Genomic DNA, 18710 nt, shown 5'->3' with positions numbered 1-18710 from the left:
AAAATAGTGAGGAGAAGTTGTGGTAAAAGCCAAACAAGTCGTATGGCAGTTGCTTGTCGCGGGCGTCAGCCTGGTGATGTTAAACAGCGCGGTGCGTGCTGACTCGCTGGATGAGCAACGCAGCCGCTACGCGCAAATCAAACAGGCGTGGGATAACAAGCAAATGGATGTGGTGGCGCAGCTGATGCCCACGCTACAAACTTATCCTCTTTACCCTTATCTCGAATATCGCCAGCTAACCGATGACCTGATGAATGAGCCCGCCATGGCGGTGGCCCAGTTTATTCAGGCTAACCCCACGCTGCCGCCCGCGCGCTCGTTAAGCTCGCGCTTTGTTAATGAACTGGCAAGGCGTCAGGACTGGCGCGGCCTGCTGGCGTTTAGCCCCGAGCCGCCGGCCACCAATGAAGCAAAATGTAATTACTACTTTGCGAAGTGGAGCACCGGGCAGACGGACGCTGCCTGGGCCGGAGCCAAAGAGCTGTGGCTGACGGGCAAAAGCCAGCCTTCGAGCTGCGATGCGCTGTTCTCGGCGTGGCGCGCCTCGGGCACTCAGGACCCGCTCGCTTATCTGGAACGTATTCGCCTGGCGATGAAAGAGGGCAATACCTCGCTGGTGAACGCTCTTGCAAACCAAATGCCTGCGGATTATCAGACCATCGCCAGCGCGCTGATTAGCCTGCAAAACAACCCCAGCACGGTGCTGACTTTCGCCAATAGCGTTGGGGCGACGGATTTCACGCGCCAGGCGGCGGCCATCGCCTTTGCGAGCGTTGCTCGCCAGGATGTTGAGAATGCTCGTTTGATGATCCCGTCCCTGGTTCAGGCGCAAAAGCTGAACGATGAGCAGGCGCAGGAACTGAGGGACACCGTGGCGTGGCGGCTGATGGGCAACGACGTTACCGACGAGCAGGCCAAATGGCGTGATGATGCGATCATGCGCTCCCAGTCTACTTCGCTGATTGAGCGCCGGGTGCGCATGGCTCTGGGTAGCGGAGACCGTTCCGGCCTGAACACCTGGCTTGCGCGTCTGCCGATGGAATCGAAGGAAAAAGATGAATGGCGCTACTGGCAGGCGGACCTGTTACTGGAGCGCGGGCGCGATGATGAAGCAAAAGAGATTCTGCATGCGCTGATGAAAGAGCGCGGTTTCTATCCGATGGTCGCCGCCCAGCGCCTTGGGGAAGAGTATCCGCTGCGCGTAGAGAAAGCGGAAAGCGTGAACCCGGCGCTGGTGCAGGGGCCGGAGATGGCGCGCGTGCGCGAGCTGATGTACTGGAATATGGATAACACCGCGCGCAGCGAGTGGGCTAACCTGGTCACCAGCCGAACCAAACAGGAACAGGGCGGGCTGGCGCGTTATGCCTTTGAGCAGGACTGGTGGGATCTCAGCGTGCAGGCAACCATTGCCGGTAAGCTGTGGGATAACCTCGAGGAGCGCTTCCCGCTGGCTTACAAGGAGACGTTTGCCCGCTACGTTAGCGGCAAAACCGTGCCGCAAAGCTATGCCATGGCGATTGCCCGCCAGGAGAGCGCATGGAACCCGAAAGTTCGTTCTCCGGTAGGCGCCAGCGGCCTGATGCAAATCATGCCGGGAACCGCCACCCATACCGTGAAGATGTTCAGCATCCCAGGCTACAGCAGCCCGGTGCAGCTGCTCGACCCTGAAACCAATATCAATATTGGCACCAGTTATCTGCAATACGTGTTCCAGCAGTTTGAGAGCAACCGTATCTTTGCCTCCGCCGCCTACAACGCCGGGCCGGGGCGGGTCAGAACCTGGCTTGGCAATAGCGGGGGGCGCATCGACGCTATCGCCTTTGTGGAGAGTATTCCGTTCTCGGAAACTCGGGGTTACGTGAAAAACGTGCTGGCTTACGACGCCTACTATCGCTATTTCATGGGGCAGCCCGACAAAATTCTGTCGGATAGCGAGTGGCAGCGGCGTTACTGATTGCGCTGAGAGTATGTTATGCTGCCGTACTAGTTAAAGAGTATGGTGGCCTGACATGACTCAGCTCTCTCAATATTCGGCGGAACAGGCCGAGCAAAGTAACAAAGAGTGGCTCCGCTTTGTGGGGCTGTTGCAGCAGGCGTTTGGGCAGGAGCTTCATTTGCCCCTGCTGACGCTGCTGCTGACCCCGGATGAGCGCACGGCGCTCGGCACCCGGGTGCGGATTATCGAAGAGCTACTGCGCGGTGAACTGAGCCAGCGCGAGCTGAAGAATGAACTGGGCGCGGGGATAGCAACAATTACTCGCGGCTCTAACAGCCTGAAGGCCGCGCCTCCCGAGCTGCGGGCATGGCTGGAACAGCAGTTGCTTCAGGGCGGCAAGCCCGCCGAATAAAGTCTCTACCGGCGATAAATCTCGTTATGAAACGGGCTTAGCGCCAGAATCACCGCCTGATGGTAAACGCTGCTGCGCGTGAGCTTTCCGGCGGTGAAAACCCCGATTGCCCCCTCTTTACGCCCAATTTTATCGATACCGGTGTATTCCGACATAACCGGCCCGAGCGCGTTCCCGGCGGTCACTTTTTCAAGAATAACGTCCGGCAGCGGCAGGGTGGCGGAGCGCGCTTCACCGCGCTGATTACCCGCTTCTATCACCACCCAACTGAAGGTGCTGCCTTCGTCAATTCCGGCCTCAATGGCGACCCAGAAGTCGGCTTCTGGTCTGACTTCCCGGGCATTTAGCACCCGGCTTCGTGCGCCAGTTCGCGTTTCGCTGCTGCCAAAGGGTTGTTCAGGCACGCCGCTATCGACGACAACCGACTCAATATGGCAGGATCCTTCACCATAGATTTGGTTAAAAGCCTGCAGAATCGCCTGAATTTTGGCGGGATTAGTTGTTGCAGCAACGACATGGTTCATAATAAGTCAGAACTCTCGATATTTCGTGACCGCAGTATAACGGATAAAACGCATGTTACAGGTATACCTTGTTCGTCATGGCGAAACGCAGTGGAACGCGGAACGCCGCATTCAGGGCCAGTCAGACAGCGCGCTGACTGAAAATGGAGAACGTCAGGCCTGGCAAGTTGCCGAGCGGGCCAGAGCCCTTGGAGTCACCCACATTATCAGCAGCGATTTAGGCCGCACGCGCCGCACCGCAGAGATTATCGCCGAGGCCTGCGGCTGCGATATTATTTTTGATGAGCGCCTGCGTGAGCTGAACATGGGCGTGCTTGAATGCCGCAAAATGGATACGCTGACCGAGGAAGAAGAGGGCTGGCGCCGTCGCCTGGTGGACGGTACGCCGGACGGGCGTATTCCCGAGGGCGAAAGCATGCAGGAGCTGAGCAATCGCATGCATGAGGCGCTTAACGCCTGCCGCGAACTGCCGGAAGGAAGCCGACCGCTGCTGGTGAGCCACGGCATGGCGCTGGGTGGGTTGGTGAGCACTATTCTGGGGTTGCCCGCATCGGCTGAACGCCGTCTGCGCCTGCGTAACTGCTCAATCTCCCGGGTGGATTATCAGCACAGCCCGTGGCTGGCGTCCGGGTGGGTAGTTGAAACGGCAGGAGACATCTCGCATCTCGACGCTCCTGCCCTGGATGAACTCCAGCGTTAACGGCGTACCGGGATCAGGTATTCGCAGCGGATTTGCATCGGCACGTCCTGTTCCCGCGTTTCATCCTGCGGATAGAAAAGCTCAATGTCCTGACCCTGGCGGCGCGTAAGGTTCAGGGAAGGCATGCAGGTGCCGTAAACCGTCAGGATAAAGTCCTGTAGCCCGGTGCCCAGCCCTTCATAGTTAAACTGCACGTAATCCCCGCCTTCCAGCACCACCGGGTGCGAGTCCGGCAGGAACCCGTTGGCCAGTTCCGGCGTCAGCGCGGTGGTGTAGAACACTTCCTGTTCGTCATCTTTTTCCGAGCTTGGGCGCGGTTCATGCAGGCCATACAGTACTCGCGGAATGGTTGGCGAATTGCCCAGGAACTGCGTCCAGAACTGAATACGCATTTCATTACGGAAGTCTGATATCTGCTCCAGCGTGCAGCTGTAGCTTTGCGTCACCCCGACCAGATGGGTTTCCGGCAACGTAATGAAATGGGCCTGAGGCAGCGTGAACTCGCCCAGGCGCAGCGGCGGACGCATACCGAATGCGCTCCAGTCCGGGGAACGGCGGTACAGGGCCGGCGTTTGAGCGAACTGTTTCTTAAAGGCGCGGGTAAACGTCTGCTGTGAGTCAAAACGATATTGCAGCGCAATATCAAGAATTGGGCGCGCCGTTAAACGCAGGGCAACGGCAGATTTGGAGAGTCGGCGGGCGCGAATATAGGCACCTATGGCGTGCCCGGTAACCTCTTTGAACATCCGTTGTAAATGCCACTTGGAATACCCTGCTTTTGCCGCCACATTATCAAGGGCGAGAGGCTGATCGAGGTGGCCCTCCAGCCAGCTAAGCAGATCGCGAATGATCGCAGCCTGATCCATAAAATATCCTCATCCATACAAGCGAATGCCTGTTTACTAAGGTAGCGGATGATAGCATTTTTGTACTTTATGCATTCAGCGTTTTTTTTTAACAAGTTGTGCCAAATCTGCGCATTATGGAGACAGGTTTTGCTAATAATGTGATATTCAACGGTTTTTTACGCAACTATTGAATAATCGCGTAGTGTAATTTTTATACAATGGTAACAATATGAAATATAAAGCTTTAGCACTTTGCAGTGCGCTTCTGGCTCTGAGCTATGGCGCTCACGCGGAGCAGATCGGATCGGTCGATACGGTGTTTAAAGTCTTTGGCCCGGATCACAAGATCGTAGTAGAAGCGTTTGACGATCCCGACGTTAAGAACGTGACCTGCTACATCAGCCGCGCCAAAACCGGCGGTATCAAAGGCGGGCTTGGGTTGGCGGAAGATACTTCCGACGCGGCAATTTCCTGCCAGCAGGTCGGGCCTGTTGAGCTAAGCGACAAGATCAAAGCCGGTAAAGCTCAGGGCGATGTCGTATTCCAGAAGCGTACCTCGCTGGTGTTCAAGAAGCTTCAGGTTGTGCGTTTTTACGATTCAAAACGCAACACGCTCGCCTATCTGGCCTACTCCGACAGAGTGGTAGAAGGCTCGCCGAAAAACGCCATCAGCGCGGTGCCGATTATTCCGTGGAGTAAATAATCACCCGGCCGGCGCTGAACGGATGCGCTTGCGCGTCATCAGCATGAGAAGCCTGATGTATTTCTGACTCATCAGGCTTGTCAGCTCCGGCCTTCCTTATTAGTGTGTGCTCACGACTCCGCCGCCGATTAAGGCATCGATTGATGCAGATTGAACCTCTACCGCCCCTCAATACCCTTATCGCTTTCGAATGTGTTGCCCGCTACGGCAATATCTCTCGCGCCGCGGAAGAGCTAAACCTCACGCAAAGTGCCATCAGCCGCCAGATTTTACAGCTGGAAGAGATGCTGGGGTGCAAGCTGTTTACCCGCACCCAGAGGCGAGTTTTACTTACGCCGCGCGGTGAATCCTACGCAACCAGGGTGCGCCAGCAGCTGGCCGCATTGTCTCACGCTACCGCCGAAGTTATGGGCTGGACCGGGCTGCCGCAGGTGACCATTGCCTGCACCAGCGCCATGAGTTCGCTCTGGTTGTCATCGCGTTTATCTGCGCTGCACCGCGAACTTCCGGATTTACAGGTGCGGATGAAAATTACCGACAACTTCACCGAACTTCGCTCATCTGAATTCGATCTGGCTATCTTTTATCTGCGTGAGGCACCGCCGGGGTTTCATGCTGAGCCACTGTTTGATGAAGTCTGCTACCCGATGTGTTCCCCGGCGTTCTTGTCGCGTATCGATACCGCTGCACCCGCAGAAGCGCTGCTACAGCACACATTGCTGATTCAGGACGATCCGCAGCGAGAATGGACGGGCTGGAGCGACTGGTTTGCCTCGCAGAATGTTCTCAGCTTTGTGCCTCGCCAGACCTGGCGGGCAAATAATTATCCGTTTTTAGTCGAGACGGCGGCGCGCGGAGACGGGATATTACTCGGCTGGGAAGGGCTGGTGCAGGATTATCTTAATCGCGGCGATCTGGTGGCGGCGCACCCGGGAAAACTGGCGGCGGGCAGTAAGTGCTTCTTGCTGGTTCCTGAAGATCGTTATATCAAGCCGGTTGTTCGCCATGTGATGAGCTGGCTGCAGCGGCCGCAGCCAGTTGAATCGGGTATTCCTGGCGTGTAGTCGCCACGGAATATTATTTTACTATGGAATGTATCACTAAATTATTTATCTGAAATCTTTGCCATAACATTTTCTTATATATATTCCGTGAACTGACAGGAATAAATAAGTATTAAGCCACTGGTTTATTTGTGGGTGTCTAAATCTAAAGGCGGTAATTTATTTCTTAAGGCTCCACGTCGGCGATAAGAAGTATGCATACCTACAAGGGTGAAAACCAGCCACATTGATTGCGATATTACCGATGCCAAATTAAAATCATGGCTTAAGGAATACAGCCCGCCCACGCAGCCTGCGATATTAAGACAGGCATAACTGTTTGAATCTATTGATACCCTGCGCATCTGAACCAGCGCGTATGCCAGCAGGTAGCAAAACACGCCCACTAATCCTACAAAGGTATGCAGTTCCACTTTTTTTTCCTGAGATGACTCCGTGATCGGCAAATTATCTTTTTTGCTGAAGCTCTGCTGTGCATTTTTTTCATAGTCTGATACGAAAAACTCATGCATCAGAATTAAGCGCTTTTGATATAAATCATAAATAGATGTGCTATGGCATCAGACCCGTGGTCAGACAGACAAATAATAACGGAGAAAAATAAATGAAAGACGAGCGTTCAGATTTGAATAAATACATGCAGGGCGTAAACATCAGCCGCCGTTCATTTATCAACACTGCCGCCCTTATCGGGGCGGGCACCGCGTTGTCGCTCTCGCCGCTGGCCGGTTTCGCCGCAGAGGCTGCGCCAAAAAAAGGGGGCGTGCTAAAGCTTGGGATGTCGGGCGGCAATACCAGCGACTCGCTCGACCCTACGTTGTTTAGCGACTGGGTACCGCTTAACCAGGCCTATATGCTGATGAATGGCCTGGTGGAGATTGATGAAAATAACCAGGCTATACCCGAGCTGCTCGAAAGCTGGGAGGCGAAGCCGGGAGCGCAGGAGTGGACGTTTAAGGTTCGCTCCGGCGTCACCTTCCATAACGGCAAGACCCTGAGCGTGGAAGACATTCTCTATTCTATCAACCTGCACCGCGGCGACCAGTCGCGCAGCGCCATTAAGACCCAGCTCGCCAGCATCAAAGAGCTGAAAAAGAGCGGCGATAACGAAATCAGTATCGTGCTGGACGGCGGCAACGCGGACCTGCCGTTCCTGCTGGCGGACTACCACCTCGTCGTGGTGCCGGACGGCTTTACCGACTGGAAGCATCCGATTGGGACAGGTGGCTTTGTCTTCGACCAATATCAGCCGGGCGTACGCTCCTTCTTCAAGCGTAATCCTGATTACTGGAAACCGAATCGTGCGTTCGTGGATGCGGTGGAAGTGCTGGTCATCAACGATGCCACGGCACGAACCAACGCCCTGATTTCCGGCCAGGTACACGCTATCAACCGCGTTGACTTCAAAACCGTCGATTTCCTCAAACGCAGCCCGGCGCTGAATATCGTGCGTTCTTCGGGCGGCCAACACTTCACTTTCCTGATGGATTGCCGCGTTGCGCCGTTTAACAACAACGATGTGCGCATGGCGATTAAGTACGGCATCGATCGCGAAAAGCTGCTGGCCACCGTGCTGCGTGGCTATGGCGCGCTGGGCAACGATCATCCGATCCCGAAAACCGATCGCTTCTTTAATAAGAGCCTCGCGCAGCGCGCCTACGATCCGGATAAAGCGAAGTTCTATCTGCAAAAAGCCGGGCTTAGCACCTTGCCGCTGGAGCTTTCTTCCTCGGACGCCGCCTTTGCCGGAGCGCTGGATGCCGCGGCCCTGTTCCAGAGCGAGGCCTCTGCCGCCGGGATCCAGGTGAACATCAAACGGCAGCCCGCCGACAGCTACTGGGATGATGTCTGGATGAAAGCGCCGTTCAGCATGGGCTATTGGGGAGGCCGCCCGACGGCGGACCAGATGTTCTCCACCGCCTGGCAGTCCACGGCGAAATGGAATGACTCCCACTGGAAGAATGAGAAATTCGACAGCCTGCTGCTCCAGGCTCGTTCGCTGCTCGATGACCAGAAACGAGCGGAAATCTATGGCGAATTGCAGACTATTGCCCACGACGACGGTGGCGCAATGATCCCGCTATTTGGCGACTATCTGGACGCCGCCAGCAAGAAAGTCGGCGGGGTGAAGCCGCACCCGCTGTTCAACTTTATGGGTGGCCGTCTGGCTGAACGCGTCTGGCTGGAGTCGTAATGAAAAAACAGATCCTTCATCGCCTGCTGCTGGGCATTCTTACGCTGTGGCTGGTCTCGGTACTGATTTTTGTTGGCACCGAGCTGCTGCCGGGAGACGTGGCCAGCGCGATCCTTGGTCAAAACGGCACGCCTGAAACCATTGCCGCGCTGCGCCTGCAGCTCGGGCTCGATCAGCCAGCCGTCTACCGCTACCTGCACTGGTTTTCCGGCGTGCTGCACGGGGATTTGGGCAATTCGCTTACCAATAATCAACCGATTGGCGCCGAGCTGCTGCCCCGGCTGGCAAATACGCTGTTCCTTGCCGCCTATGCCGCGCTGATTGCTATTCCGCTGGCCGTAATGCTGGGCATTGCTTCTGCGGTATGGCGTGGCTCCTGGTTTGACCGCCTGGCAAACACGCTGACGCTGCTGAGTATATCGGTGCCGGAGTTTTTCGTCGGCTACGTGCTGGTTATCTTCTTTGCTATTCGCCTCGCCTGGTTTCCGAGCCTCGCGCTGGTCGACCCCGATGCCAGCCTGGGGGATCGTCTCTATGCCTGCACTTTGCCGATGCTGACGCTGGTGCTGGTCGTGCTGGCGCATATGCTGCGCATGACCCGGGCCTCGGTAGGAGCAGTGATGTCCAGCAGCTATATCGAAACGGCGCTGCTGAAAGGGTTATCCCGCTGGCGCATCGTGCTGGGTCACGCGCTGCCCAACGCGCTGGCGCCGATCATCAACGTTATCGCCTTTAACCTCGCCTACCTGGTGGTGGGCGTGATTCTGGTGGAAGTGGTGTTTGTCTATCCGGGCATTGGTCAACTGATGGTGGACGCGGTGACTAAACGTGATTTGCCGGTGGTGCAGGCGTGCGGGCTGCTGTTTGGTGGAACCTACATCCTGCTGAATACCACCGCAGATTTGCTGGCTATTTGGTGTAACCCACGACTGCGGCATGCGAGGTAAGTCATGAACAAGATAAAAATTCGCACGGTGCCGCTGTCGGCGATGCTGGGGATGGCAATTATTGCCGTCAATCTGATAGCCGCGCTTTTTGCGCCCTGGCTTGCTCCACACAGCGAAACCGCACAGGTTGGCGATATCTGGATGCTGCCATCCGGTGCGCTGCCGTTCGGCACCGACAGCCTCGGGCGCGATATGCTTTCGCGTATTTTGTATGGCGCTCGCACCACTATCGCTATTGCGCTGTCGATTACCGCCATCTCCTTTGTACTCGGGATTATCACCGGGTTTACCGCCGCTATTTATGGCCGCTGGGTGGATGTGGTCCTGACGCGCATTGTCGATACGCTGATGTCGATTCCGGTTCTGATCCTGGCCTTGATTGTGCTGTCGGTACTTGGAACCTCAATCCCTGTTTTGGTCGGCACTATTGCTTTGCTGGACGCCACGCGTGTGTTCCGGCTTGCGCGCCTCGTCGCTCAGGGGATTGTTTGCCTTGAGTATGTTGAGGCCGCTCGTCTGCGCGGGGAAGGTCTTTGGTGGATCGTGCGTAAAGAGTTTTTACCTAACGCTATGCCGCCGTTGCTGGCGGAGTTTGGCATGCGTTTTTGCTTCACCTTCCTGTTTATTGCCGGACTGAGCTTCCTTGGGCTGGGCATTCAGCCGCCGTGGGCGGACTGGGGCAGCATGGTGCGCGACAACGCCCAGGCGATTAACTTCGGGCAGCTGGCACCGCTTTACCCGGCTGCGGCCATCGCCCTTCTGACGATTGGCGTCAATCTGGTGGTCGACTGGCTGCTGGCGCGTAATAACCTTTCGCTGGGGGAAGAGAGATGACACAACCGATTTTACAGATGCGCGATTTACGCATCGACACTGAACAGGGGCTGCCGCTGGTTAAAGGCATTTCTCTTACCCTGATGCCGGGCGAAGTGCTGGGGCTGATTGGCGAGTCCGGCGCGGGCAAATCGACCATCGGGCTTGCGGCTCTTGGCTATGCTCGTCCGGGCTGCCGTATTGCAGGCGGCGAAGTGCTGATTGCCGGGCAGGATATTGTGCGCCTCTCAAGCAAGGAGAAGCGTGAAATTCGCGGCAGGCGCGTAGCCTATGTTGCCCAGAGCGCGGCGGCGGCGTTTAACCCGGCGCTGACTATCGGCAAGCAGGTTTGCGAGGGGCCGATTCGCCACGGGCTGATGAGCAGTGAGGAGGCGCAGGCGTGGGCGGTAACCTTGTTTCGGGCGCTGGACTTGCCCGAGCCTGAAACTATCGGCCAGCGCTACCCGCACCAGCTTTCCGGCGGCCAGCTTCAGCGTGCAATGGCGGCGATGGCAATGTCCTGCAGGCCGGACGTGCTGGTGCTGGATGAGCCAACAACGGCGCTGGACGTGACCACTCAAATAGAAGTGCTGGTGATGCTGCGCAAGCTGGTCAGAGAGTTTAATACCGCCGCGCTGTATATCACCCACGACCTCGCCGTTGTGGCGCAGATTGCCGACCGCATTATGGTGCTGAGGCAGGGGAGCGAAGTGGAAAGCGGCAGCACTGCCGATATTCTTCAACATCCCAAAGAAAGCTATACCCAGCGGCTGGTGTCCGAGCGGGCGCATGCGCTAACGCCGGTACACGCTGAGAATCGGCCCCAGGGTAAATTGCTAAGCATTGATAACCTGTCCACCGGCTATAACGGAAAAACCGTAGTGCGCGGCGTTTCTTTGACTATTTCTAAAGGGGAGACGCTGGCCATTATCGGCGAGTCCGGCAGCGGAAAGAGCACGCTGGCTCGCGCTTTATGCGGCCTGCTGACCGATACGCAAGGAGCGGTGACTTTTGCCGACAAGGCGCTGGCCAACCGCTATCAGCAGCGTGATAAAGAGACGCTGCGGCGGATCCAGATGATCTATCAACTGCCCGATGTCGCGCTTAACCCACGCCAGACGGTGCTTGAGGCAATTGGTCGGCCGGTCGCTTTCTATTTTGGCCTGGATAAGCAGCAGGTTCGCGCCCGCGTTGCAGAGCTGCTGAAGTTGACCGAGCTGCCTGATTACCTGATCGATCGTTACCCCGGCTCGCTTTCCGGCGGGCAAAAGCAGCGCGTCTGCATTGCGCGAGCGCTGGCCGCACAGCCTGATTTGATTATTTGCGATGAAGCCACTTCGGCGCTCGATCCTTTAGTGGCGGAAGAGGTGCTCAAGCTATTGCGCCATTTGCAGGAACAACTTGGGCTGTCGTATCTGTTTATCACCCACGATCTCAGCACCGTAAAACGCATCGCCCAGCAGGTGGCGGTGATGTACCAGGGCAACGTTGTTGCGCAGGGGCCGACCGAACAGGTATTCAGCGCGCCGATGCACAGCTATACCGAAAAACTGCTGACTTCCGTTCCGGAAATGCGCCCGTCCTGGCTGGATGAGGTGCTGGGTCAGCGCCAGTTAAATGCGATGGCAGGAGCCTCATGAAAACACTCATCACGCAATTTCCCCACAGCGTCAGCGTGACCGAACACCTGTGGATCGTCCTGAAAGACGGCACTCGCCTGGCGGCCCGAATGTGGCTGCCCTTGTCGGCTGCGCAGCACCCTGTTCCCGCAATTCTTGAATACATTCCCTACCGTAAGCGGGACGGTACGCGCACCCGAGACGAACCGATGCACGGCTATTTTGCCGGTCACGGTTATGCCGTTCTGCGCGTGGACATGCGCGGGAGCGGAGATTCCGACGGGCTGCTCGCCGACGAATATCTGCTACAGGAACATGAAGATGCGCTGGAGGTCATTGACTGGATCAGCCGTCAGGGCTGGTGCAACGGTTCGGTCGGCATGATGGGCAAATCCTGGGGGGGCTTTAACTGCCTGCAGCTGGCGGCCCGGCGTCCACCGGCGCTGAAAGCGATTATTACCGTCTGCTCGACGGACGACCGTTACAACGACGATATTCACTATAAAGGCGGCTGCCTGCTGAACGACAATCTGTGGTGGGGCGGGATTATGCTGGCCTATCAGAGTCGCCCGCAGGATCCGCAGCTGGTGGGGGATGGCTGGTACAAAGAGTGGCTGAATCGCCTGGAGAATATGCCCTTTTTCCCGGCGCTGTGGATGGAGCATCCGCTGAAAGACGCCTACTGGGAGCACGGCTCCGTGGGTGAAGACTGGCAGGCTATTACCTGCCCGGTTATGGCGGTGGGCGGCTGGGCGGACTCTTATAGCAACGCCGTCTTCCGCCTGATGGATAATCTCGACGTACCGCGTAAGGCAATTCTCGGCTCATGGGCGCACATCTACCCGCAGGACGGCACGCCGGAACCGGCGATAGGCTTCCTGCAGGAGGCGGTGAGCTGGTGGGATCGCTGGCTGAAGCAGGTGGACAATGACGCTCTCGAAGGGCCGCGCGTGCAGGCGTGGCTGAACGATAGCCAGCGTCCAGACTCTCAGCGTCCAAAAGCCTTTGGCGAGTGGATCGCTATCGACGGCGATACCGATGAAGTCACGCAGCCTCAGAGCTGGCATTTGCATCCCGGCGGGCTGGAGACGGAGCCATTAGCCGGGGAATACCTGCGGTCTGTCTGTAGCGTGCAAAACCACGGCCTGCTGGCGGGGGAGTGGATGGGCGCTGGTGTGTTAGGGGAAAGCCCGAGCGATCAGCGGATGGACGAAGGCATGGCCGAATGCTTCGACAGCGAGCCGCTGGGCGAGAGCCTGACGATTTACGGCTTCCCGCAGTTCAGCATTACGCTTTCCAGCGATAAACCCGCGGCCATGCTCTACGTGCGGCTTTCTGACGTAGCGCCGGACGGGGCATCGACACGCGTAAGCCACGGCTGGGTGAATCTCAGCCACCTCCAGGGGCAGCATCAGAATGTGCCGTTGACGCCGGGGGAAAAAGTTAGCGTACCGGTGCAGTTGGACGGCATTGCGTGGCGCTTTGCGGCCGGGCATCGGCTGCGCGTTTCGCTGGCGACAACCTTCTGGCCTATGATCTGGCCGATGGCGGAGGTTGCTACGCTCGATGTTGATTTGGCAAGCAGCAGGCTGCTGCTGCCGGTATGTCGGCAGGTCGTGCCCTGCGCCGGGCCGAACCCGCAGCCTGAAACTGCCGCCAATACGCCTTTAACGATTCTATCGCCGGGGAGGGTCGAGCGGGGACTGCGTTATGACGTGGTCAACGATAGCTGGCAAAGTATTACCGAGGGCGTGGGCGGCGTGTTCGGGGAAGGGGTTTACCGCTTTGACGATATTGATACCACCGTCGATCATAGCCTGCGCCGCCAGTTGACCGTTAATAATCAGGACCCGCTGTCAGCCCATTATTTGTTGACGCAAAGCATGAAGATTGGCCGGGAAGGCTGGTGGACGGAGACGGATATCGTGCTGGAGATGCGCAGTGACCTGACGCATTTTATCGTCAGCGGAGAGATGACGGTGCGGCATAACGGCGAGAAAGTATTTACCCGAGACTGGGCGCAGCGTATCGCGCGCTAGGATTTCGGGCATAAAAAAGGGCCGGCGAATGCCGGCCCTTTTCCGTGATTTTTACTGCTTATTCCTGCAGATCGCCGCAGAAACGGTAACCTTCGCCGTGGATAGTGGCGATGATTTCCGGCGTATCCGGCGTGGATTCGAAGTGCTTACGAATACGGCGGATAGTCACGTCTACGGTACGGTCATGCGGCTTCAGCTCGCGACCGGTCATTTTCTTCAGCAGTTCAGCACGAGACTGAATTTTGCCCGGGTTTTCGCAGAAGTGCAGCATCGCGCGGAATTCACTGCGCGGCAGCTTGTACTGCTCGCCGTTAGGGCTAACCAGAGAGCGGCTGTTGATGTCCAGCTCCCAGCCGTTGAATTTATAGCTTTCAACGGAGCGACGCTCTTCGCTGATGGCCCCTAAATTCATAGTGCGTGACAGCAGGTTGCGTGCACGAATGGTCAGCTCACGCGGGTTGAACGGCTTGGTGATGTAATCATCCGCGCCAATTTCAAGACCGAGGATCTTGTCCACTTCGTTATCACGGCCCGTCAGGAACATCAGCGCCACGTTGGCTTGCTCGCGGAGTTCACGCGCCAGCAGCAGGCCGTTTTTACCCGGCAGGTTGATGTCCATAATCACGAGGTTAATGTCATTATCCGCGAGGATTTGATGCATCTCGGCGCCATCGGTCGCTTCAAAGACATCATAGCCTTCCGCTTCAAAAATGCTTTTTAACGTGTTGCGTGTTACTAATTCGTCTTCGACGATAAGAATGTGCGGGGTCTGCATGTTTGCTACCTAAAATTGCCAACTAAATCGAAACAGGAAGTACAAAAGTCCCTGACCTGCCTGTTACATGCCATAAATTAACATGCCGGGCTTAACATGACTAAAGTACGTAATTGCGTTCTTGATGCACTTTCCATCAACGTCAACAACATCATTAGCTTGGTCGTGGGTACGCTCCCTTTGGACCCGACGGTGTCAAAAACGGTTGTTATCCTAACCATTTTAACAGCAACATAACAGGCTGGAGCGCCTTAGACACCTGATAAAACTGCGCTTCGTTGACATATATCAATTTCAATTGTAGCACGTTAACAGTTTCATTAAATCATCGTAGCTCAATGCTAGCTTTTGTCACAACTTTTTAATAATCAAGATCGTAATGGGTTAAAAAAAGTAGCGCTAATCATTCACCGCACTTTATCCTTCACGGAATGAAATAAACCATGCCAAACAAGTGGATATAGTGCGTTGCAGAGACGATTTTTAGCCATATAACCGAATAAAAGCATAAGTTTAAGTTATGAATCTAGCGAGCCTGTATTGATAATATATGTTGCAACAAAGTAAATTTGCGATGCGTATTATCAAATTTTGTGCATCACTTCTCACGTTTTTGCGGATTTTAGAAGAGAGTTCCTATGCGTTTGCCAATTATCCTGGTTTCACCGGCCAGACCTGAGAACGTCGGGGCCGCCGCCCGGGCCATGAAAACTATGGGGTTTACCGAGTTGCGCATCGTTGCAAGCGATGCCCACCTGCAGCCTGCGGCGCGTTGGGTCGCACACGGGGCGGGCGATATTCTTGACGGCGTGCAGCATTTTGCCACGCTGGCCGAAGCGCTGAGCGATGTTGATTTTACCGTTGCCACAACCGCCAGAAGCCGCGCGAAGTTTCATTATTACGCGACTCCGCAACAGCTGCTGCCGCTGCTGGAGGAGAAGCGCCAGTGGGTGCAAACCACCGCACTGGTGTTTGGGCGCGAAGACTCAGGCCTGACCAATGAAGAACTGGAGTTGGCCGATGTATTAACCGGCGTGCCGATGGTGGCCGACTATCCTTCGCTTAATCTGGGCCAGGCCGTAATGGTCTACTGCTATCAGCTTTCAGCATTAATGCAGCTGCCCGCGGTGGAAACTACCGGGATGGACGGTCAACAATTGAACGCTCTGCGCTTGCGTATTAGCGCGCTTTTGACTCGCCTTGATGTGGCCGATGACCAAAAATTAGCCGACTGGGTTCAACAGCGCCTGGGACTGCTTGAGCAGCGCGACACCGCAATGTTGCATCGTTTGCTGCATGATATCGAAAAAAACAAGACAGAATAAATGACTGCAAAATAAATAAATCTCAGGATAATAAATCAATAAATGGCCGCGTGAGTTTGCCTTTTCTACCCTTTCTGGTGTATTTTCCAGCGTGAGTGAGCGTGGCCGATTAATGTGACGGATGTAAAAAAAATTGACTTAGCAGAGCTATTACTTTAACCAATAGAGCTAATTCAAATTTAGAGCACACAACATCCATGTTCCGCTTCAGCCTGATTACCACAATTATCACAACCACCATTACCACAGGTAACGGTGCGGGCTGACGCATACAGGTAAAAATGAAAAAAGCCCGCACCTAAACAGTGCGGGCTTTTTTTTCGGGAAAAAATCAAGGGGTCACAACAATGCGAGTGTTGAAATTCGGCGGTACATCAGTGGCAAATGCGGAGCGTTTCCTCCGCGTTGCCGATATCCTGGAAAGTAATGCCAAACAGGGGCAGGTAGCGACCGTGCTGTCTGCTCCGGCAAAAATTACCAACCACCTTGTGGCGATGATTGAGAAAACCATCGGTGGCCAGGATGCTGTGCCGAATATCAGCGATGCCGAACGTATCTTCTCAGAGCTGCTTAATGGCCTGGCCGAAGCGCAGCCCGGCTTCCCGCTTGCCGAGCTGAAGGCGGTGGTTGATCGGGAATTTGCCCAGCTTAAGCATGTCCTGCACGGTATTAGCCTGTTAGGGCAGTGCCCGGACAGCATCAATGCGGCAATCATCTGCCGCGGTGAGAAGCTTTCCATCGCCATCATGTCGGCGGTATTGCAGGCTCGCGGTTACCCGGTGACGGTCATCGATCCGGTTGAGAAGCTGCTCGCTGTGGGTCATTACCTTGATTCCAGCGTTGATATTGCCGAGTCCACCCGCCGTATTGCCGCCAGCCGTATTCCTGAAGACCACATGATCCTGATGGCCGGTTTTACCGCCGGTAACGACAAAGGTGAACTGGTAGTGCTGGGGCGCAATGGCTCCGACTATTCCGCTGCCGTGCTGGCCGCCTGCCTGCGGGCCGACTGTTGTGAGATCTGGACCGACGTTGACGGGGTGTATACCTGCGACCCGCGCCAGGTTCCGGATGCCCGGCTGCTGAAGTCGATGTCTTACCAGGAAGCGATGGAGCTTTCCTACTTCGGCGCCAAAGTTCTTCATCCCCGCACTATTACCCCGATAGCCCAGTTCCAGATCCCTTGTCTGATTAAAAATACCGGCAATCCGCAGGCGCCAGGCACGCTTATTGGCGACAGAAGCGACGATGAAGGCCTGCCGGTTAAAGGCATTACTAATCTGAATAACATGGCGATGTTCAGCGTCTCCGGCCCCGGCATGAAGGGCATGGTCGGCATGGCCGCGCGCGTGTTTGCCGCGATGTCCCGTGCCGGCATCTCCGTGGTGCTGATTACCCAGTCTTCTTCTGAATACAGCATTAGCTTCTGTGTGCCGCAGGCGGACTGCGGGCGCGCCCGTAAGGCAATGGAAGATGAATTCTATCTTGAGCTGAAAGAAGAGCTTCTGGAGCCGCTGGCGGTCACCGAACGTCTGGCCGTTATCTCGGTCGTGGGCGACGGTATGAAAACGCTGCGTGGTATTTCGGCGAAGTTCTTTGCCGCGTTGGCCCGCGCCAATATCAACATCGTGGCGATTGCTCAGGGTTCTTCCGAGCGCTCTATCTCGGTTGTCGTCGATAACGACGATGCGACGACCGGCGTGCGTGTTACTCACCAGATGTTGTTTAACACCGACCAGGTTATCGAGCTGTTCCTGGTGGGCGTAGGTGGAGTGGGTGCCGCGCTGCTGGAACAAGTTAAGCGCCAGCAGGCATGGCTGAAAGCGAAGCATATCGACCTGCGTGTGTGCGGCATAGCGAACTCAAAAGCCTTGTTGACCAACGTACACGGTCTGGACCTGGAAAACTGGCAGCAGGCGCTTGAGCAGGCTAAAGAGCCGTTTAATCTTGGCCGCCTGATTCGTCTGGTGAAAGAGTATCACCTGCTGAACCCGGTGATTGTCGACTGTACTTCCAGCCAGGCGGTGGCAGACCAGTACGCCGACTTCCTGAGCGAAGGCTTCCACGTGGTGACGCCGAATAAAAAGGCCAACACCTCCAGCATGAATTATTACCACCAGATGCGTAATGCGGCTGAGCATTCTCGCCGTAAGTTCCTGTACGACACCAACGTAGGTGCCGGACTGCCGGTGATTGAAAACCTGCAAAACCTGCTCAACGCCGGGGATGATTTGCAGCGCTTCTCCGGTATTCTCTCTGGCTCGCTTTCGTTTATTTTTGGCAAGCTTGATGAGGGCATGAGCTTCTCGCTGGCGACCAGCACCGCCCGCGAAATGGGTTATACCGAACCGGATCCGCGCGACGATCTTTCCGGCATGGACGTTGCGCGTAAGCTGCTTATCCTGGCGCGCGAAACCGGCAGCGAACTCGAACTTTCCGATATTGCTATTGAGTCGGTGCTGCCGGAGAGCTTTGACGCCAGCGGAGACGTGGAGTCTTTTATGGCACGCCTTCCTCAGTTGGATGATGAGTTTGCGGCTCGTGTGAGGAAGGCGCGTGACGATGGGAAAGTGCTACGTTACGTCGGTATTATTGAAGAAGACGGCAGCTGTAAAGTGAAGATCGATGCCGTAGACGGCAACGATCCGCTGTATAAAGTGAAAAACGGCGAGAACGCACTGGCCTTCTACAGCCACTATTATCAGCCGCTGCCTCTGGTATTGCGCGGTTACGGTGCCGGTAACGATGTTACTGCCGCGGGCGTGTTCGCGGATCTGTTGCGCACCCTGTCATGGAAGTTAGGAGTTTAAG

18 protein-coding genes and 1 other annotated feature are annotated in these 18710 nt (G+C 55.9%); of the genes, 14 read left to right on the top strand and 4 right to left on the bottom strand.

Going from position 1 to position 18710, the window contains the following annotated elements:
* The first annotated feature begins 19 nt into the window (after nt 1-19).
* On the top strand, nt 20-1954 hold the full coding sequence (sltY, locus tag FOC35_RS05670; RefSeq protein WP_172568395.1) for a murein transglycosylase: 1935 nt from the start codon (nt 20-22) through the stop codon (nt 1952-1954).
* A 55-nt stretch (nt 1955-2009) separates the two neighbouring features.
* Nucleotides 2010-2348: a trp operon repressor gene (trpR, locus tag FOC35_RS05665; protein ID WP_016534797.1), complete on the top strand. Its 339-nt coding sequence runs from the start codon at nt 2010-2012 to the stop codon at nt 2346-2348.
* A gap of 5 nt (nt 2349-2353) precedes the next feature.
* Here the strand turns inward: trpR and yjjX are convergent, their stop codons facing one another.
* Complete coding sequence (yjjX, locus tag FOC35_RS05660) at nt 2354-2872, bottom strand: inosine/xanthosine triphosphatase (RefSeq protein WP_016534798.1); 519 nt, start codon at nt 2870-2872, stop codon at nt 2354-2356.
* Nucleotides 2873-2924: 52 nt separating this feature from the next.
* On the opposite strand from yjjX, the gene gpmB reads away from it, so the two are divergent.
* Nucleotides 2925-3572 (top strand): 2,3-diphosphoglycerate-dependent phosphoglycerate mutase GpmB, encoded by a 648-nt coding sequence (gene gpmB / locus FOC35_RS05655; RefSeq protein ID WP_016534799.1) that lies wholly within the window; start codon nt 2925-2927, stop codon nt 3570-3572.
* Here gpmB and robA read toward each other — a convergent pair.
* Nucleotides 3569-4438, bottom strand: coding sequence for an MDR efflux pump AcrAB transcriptional activator RobA (gene robA, locus FOC35_RS05650; protein WP_016534800.1), 870 nt, complete (start codon nt 4436-4438; stop codon nt 3569-3571). The genes gpmB and robA overlap by 4 nt on opposite strands.
* Nucleotides 4439-4649: 211 nt before the next feature.
* Here robA and creA point away from each other — a divergent pair, with 211 nt between their 5' ends.
* Both creA and FOC35_RS05640 read left to right on the top strand, forming a co-directional pair.
* Entirely contained in the window at nt 4650-5123 is a 474-nt protein-coding gene (gene creA / locus FOC35_RS05645; protein WP_016534801.1) for a protein CreA, read from the top strand.
* A gap of 143 nt (nt 5124-5266) precedes the next feature.
* Nucleotides 5267-6187, top strand: coding sequence for a LysR substrate-binding domain-containing protein (locus tag FOC35_RS05640; RefSeq protein WP_016534802.1), 921 nt, complete (start codon nt 5267-5269; stop codon nt 6185-6187).
* A gap of 125 nt (nt 6188-6312) precedes the next feature.
* On the opposite strand, the gene FOC35_RS05635 is transcribed toward FOC35_RS05640, so the two are convergent.
* Entirely contained in the window at nt 6313-6600 is a 288-nt protein-coding gene (locus FOC35_RS05635) for a hypothetical protein (protein ID WP_039899095.1), read from the bottom strand.
* Between the two features lie 191 nt (nt 6601-6791).
* Here FOC35_RS05635 and FOC35_RS05630 point away from each other — a divergent pair, with 191 nt between their 5' ends.
* From FOC35_RS05630 to FOC35_RS05610, 5 genes are read left to right on the top strand one after another with little or no spacing between them, the layout of a single operon-like run.
* Nucleotides 6792-8381, top strand: a complete 1590-nt coding sequence (locus FOC35_RS05630) for an ABC transporter substrate-binding protein (RefSeq protein WP_172568394.1) — start codon at nt 6792-6794, stop codon at nt 8379-8381.
* Nucleotides 8381-9328, top strand: coding sequence for an ABC transporter permease (locus FOC35_RS05625; RefSeq protein WP_172568393.1), 948 nt, complete (start codon nt 8381-8383; stop codon nt 9326-9328). The genes FOC35_RS05630 and FOC35_RS05625 overlap by 1 nt, the downstream gene beginning before the upstream one ends.
* A gap of 3 nt (nt 9329-9331) precedes the next feature.
* Complete coding sequence (locus tag FOC35_RS05620; protein WP_016534806.1) at nt 9332-10162, top strand: ABC transporter permease; 831 nt, start codon at nt 9332-9334, stop codon at nt 10160-10162.
* Nucleotides 10159-11781: an ABC transporter ATP-binding protein gene (locus tag FOC35_RS05615; protein ID WP_172568392.1), complete on the top strand. Its 1623-nt coding sequence runs from the start codon at nt 10159-10161 to the stop codon at nt 11779-11781. The genes FOC35_RS05620 and FOC35_RS05615 overlap by 4 nt, the downstream gene beginning before the upstream one ends.
* Nucleotides 11778-13799, top strand: coding sequence for a CocE/NonD family hydrolase (locus tag FOC35_RS05610; protein WP_172568391.1), 2022 nt, complete (start codon nt 11778-11780; stop codon nt 13797-13799). The genes FOC35_RS05615 and FOC35_RS05610 overlap by 4 nt, the downstream gene beginning before the upstream one ends.
* A gap of 58 nt (nt 13800-13857) precedes the next feature.
* Here FOC35_RS05610 and arcA read toward each other — a convergent pair whose 3' ends face one another.
* Entirely contained in the window at nt 13858-14574 is a 717-nt protein-coding gene (gene arcA / locus FOC35_RS05605) for a two-component system response regulator ArcA (RefSeq protein WP_008461663.1), read from the bottom strand.
* 96 nt (nt 14575-14670) lie between these two features.
* Here arcA and yjjY point away from each other — a divergent pair, with 96 nt between their 5' ends.
* The 4 genes from yjjY (at nt 14671) to thrA (ending at nt 18709) form a co-directional block, all read left to right on the top strand.
* Nucleotides 14671-14811 carry a protein YjjY gene (gene yjjY, locus FOC35_RS05600; RefSeq protein ID WP_115586303.1) on the top strand — a complete coding sequence of 47 codons (141 nt, stop codon included), beginning with the start codon at nt 14671-14673 and terminating at the stop codon, nt 14809-14811.
* 401 nt (nt 14812-15212) lie between these two features.
* On the top strand, nt 15213-15899 hold the full coding sequence (locus FOC35_RS05595) for a tRNA/rRNA methyltransferase (RefSeq protein ID WP_172568390.1): 687 nt from the start codon (nt 15213-15215) through the stop codon (nt 15897-15899).
* Between the two features lie 197 nt (nt 15900-16096).
* A complete protein-coding gene (gene thrL, locus FOC35_RS05590) occupies nt 16097-16165 on the top strand; it encodes a thr operon leader peptide (RefSeq protein ID WP_071530522.1) in 69 nt (22 codons plus the stop codon).
* Nucleotides 16104-16221, top strand: a sequence feature (Thr leader region). Its footprint overlaps the gene before it by 62 nt.
* A gap of 25 nt (nt 16222-16246) precedes the next feature.
* On the top strand, nt 16247-18709 hold the full coding sequence (gene thrA, locus FOC35_RS05585) for a bifunctional aspartate kinase/homoserine dehydrogenase I (protein ID WP_172568389.1): 2463 nt from the start codon (nt 16247-16249) through the stop codon (nt 18707-18709).
* Nucleotide 18710 lies beyond the last annotated feature (1 nt).

The organism is Cedecea sp. FDAARGOS_727, from assembly GCF_012273235.1.
GTDB classification, from domain to species: Bacteria; Pseudomonadota; Gammaproteobacteria; order Enterobacterales; family Enterobacteriaceae; genus Cedecea; species Cedecea davisae.
Note: the sequence above shows the minus strand (reverse complement) of the source record. Positions and strands in the feature narration are given on the sequence as shown.

Coding starts and splice junctions, on each gene's coding strand:
- trpR (WP_016534797.1), top strand. CDS start 2,010: ATGACTCAGCTCTCTCAATATTCGGCGGAACAGGCCGAGCAAAGTAAC.
- yjjX (WP_016534798.1), bottom strand. CDS start 2,872: ATGAACCATGTCGTTGCTGCAACAACTAATCCCGCCAAAATTCAGGCG.
- gpmB (WP_016534799.1), top strand. CDS start 2,925: ATGTTACAGGTATACCTTGTTCGTCATGGCGAAACGCAGTGGAACGCG.
- robA (WP_016534800.1), bottom strand. CDS start 4,438: ATGGATCAGGCTGCGATCATTCGCGATCTGCTTAGCTGGCTGGAGGGC.
- creA (WP_016534801.1), top strand. CDS start 4,650: ATGAAATATAAAGCTTTAGCACTTTGCAGTGCGCTTCTGGCTCTGAGC.
- FOC35_RS05640 (WP_016534802.1), top strand. CDS start 5,267: ATGCAGATTGAACCTCTACCGCCCCTCAATACCCTTATCGCTTTCGAA.
- FOC35_RS05630 (WP_172568394.1), top strand. CDS start 6,792: ATGAAAGACGAGCGTTCAGATTTGAATAAATACATGCAGGGCGTAAAC.
- FOC35_RS05625 (WP_172568393.1), top strand. CDS start 8,381: ATGAAAAAACAGATCCTTCATCGCCTGCTGCTGGGCATTCTTACGCTG.
- FOC35_RS05620 (WP_016534806.1), top strand. CDS start 9,332: ATGAACAAGATAAAAATTCGCACGGTGCCGCTGTCGGCGATGCTGGGG.
- FOC35_RS05615 (WP_172568392.1), top strand. CDS start 10,159: ATGACACAACCGATTTTACAGATGCGCGATTTACGCATCGACACTGAA.
- FOC35_RS05610 (WP_172568391.1), top strand. CDS start 11,778: ATGAAAACACTCATCACGCAATTTCCCCACAGCGTCAGCGTGACCGAA.
- arcA (WP_008461663.1), bottom strand. CDS start 14,574: ATGCAGACCCCGCACATTCTTATCGTCGAAGACGAATTAGTAACACGC.
- yjjY (WP_115586303.1), top strand. CDS start 14,671: ATGACTAAAGTACGTAATTGCGTTCTTGATGCACTTTCCATCAACGTC.
- FOC35_RS05595 (WP_172568390.1), top strand. CDS start 15,213: ATGCGTTTGCCAATTATCCTGGTTTCACCGGCCAGACCTGAGAACGTC.
- thrA (WP_172568389.1), top strand. CDS start 16,247: ATGCGAGTGTTGAAATTCGGCGGTACATCAGTGGCAAATGCGGAGCGT.